This is a genomic window from Mesorhizobium sp. M7A.F.Ca.CA.002.05.1.1 (assembly GCF_003998335.1).
Taxonomy (GTDB): domain Bacteria; phylum Pseudomonadota; class Alphaproteobacteria; order Rhizobiales; family Rhizobiaceae; genus Mesorhizobium.
Window position 1 is genome coordinate 1 of the sequence record NZ_RZQI01001377.1, and the last position, 984, is coordinate 984.

Annotated in this window: 2 protein-coding genes and 1 pseudogene; 1 reads left to right on the forward strand and 2 read right to left on the reverse strand. The window is 60.1% G+C overall.

Going from position 1 to position 984, the window contains the following annotated elements:
• Positions 1 to 42: 42 nt before the first annotated feature.
• Positions 43 to 342: a DUF1236 domain-containing protein gene (locus tag EN939_RS35700; RefSeq protein WP_127271999.1), complete on the forward strand. Its 300-nt coding sequence runs from the start codon at positions 43 to 45 to the stop codon at positions 340 to 342.
• A gap of 205 nt (positions 343 to 547) precedes the next feature.
• Here the strand turns inward: EN939_RS35700 and EN939_RS39575 are convergent, their stop codons facing one another.
• On the reverse strand, positions 548 to 730 hold the full coding sequence (locus tag EN939_RS39575) for a hypothetical protein (RefSeq protein WP_236383443.1): 183 nt from the start codon (positions 728 to 730) through the stop codon (positions 548 to 550).
• Between the two features lie 61 nt (positions 731 to 791).
• Positions 792 to 984, reverse strand: a pseudogene (locus EN939_RS38750) (DUF2569 family protein); the annotation flags it as partial.

Genomic DNA, 984 nt, shown 5'->3' on the forward strand with positions numbered 1-984 from the left:
CAGCCGATCGTGCTGCCGCCACAGTAAAAGAGGAGGAAAACAATGGGGATGCACCTAACCAGCGCCGCTGCGGCGCTCTTGCTGCTGGCCAGCGTCGGCGCGGTTGCGGCACAGGATGTGGTTATCACACAGGAACAGGACACCGTCGTGCGCGAATACGTGAAGAAGCAACCCTTGGCTTCTGTGAAGCTTCCGGGGGTGGAGCTGAACGTCGGCACGGCTCTGCCAGACACGGTCGAGCTCCACGAGGTCCCCAACGTCAAATACCGCTATACTGTGGTCGACAACCGAACGGTTCTGGTGGACCCGAGCACACGCAAGATTGTGAAAGTCTACGACTGAAACTTCGAACCGGCCACGCCCGCCGGCAGGGATGGCGGCGGGGTGTGCTCGTCAAATCGCCACTGAATCGGACAAACGAAAATGATGAGCCCTGAAGTCGAGACGTCGCAAGCCCTCGTGGCGCGCCTGGCTGATCTCCAGGCGAAAGCGCGGGCAGCACCTATAAATGAAGCCGAAATGAAGACCTTCCAAAAGCTCGCAGCCGTCACGGACGACAGTTGCGGTCATTCGGCTCGGGATTTGGCCGTTCCAGCTTCGATGACGACATAGTGGTGCACGAGGTCAAACCCTGATCGCCGCCGCCAAAATCCGGTTCTGCCTGCGGATCGCCGCGCGCAGCTCCGGGTATCTTCGCCGCGTCGCGCTTCACGAACTCGATGAACATCATGTCATTGAAGGTCAGTTCGTCGAGCCCCGACGCTCCAAAATATCCCAAATTGGGCTGCCTTCTATGACGCGCTCGCAACCTGGGCGGATGCCCCAATCCTGGTGAACGTGTTCCGCACCCTGACAGACTTGTAGACGTAGGCGACCCAGAGCCCTGTCACCACAAACGAGACTATGGGGGCCACCAGCGCATCGCCTGCGAGCACCAGGCTCACCGGAACGCCCAGAACTGACGCAACCCAGATCGTGTCCAGG

Coding starts and splice junctions, on each gene's coding strand:
- EN939_RS39575 (WP_236383443.1), bottom strand. CDS start 730: ATGATGTTCATCGAGTTCGTGAAGCGCGACGCGGCGAAGATACCCGGA.
- EN939_RS35700 (WP_127271999.1), top strand. CDS start 43: ATGGGGATGCACCTAACCAGCGCCGCTGCGGCGCTCTTGCTGCTGGCC.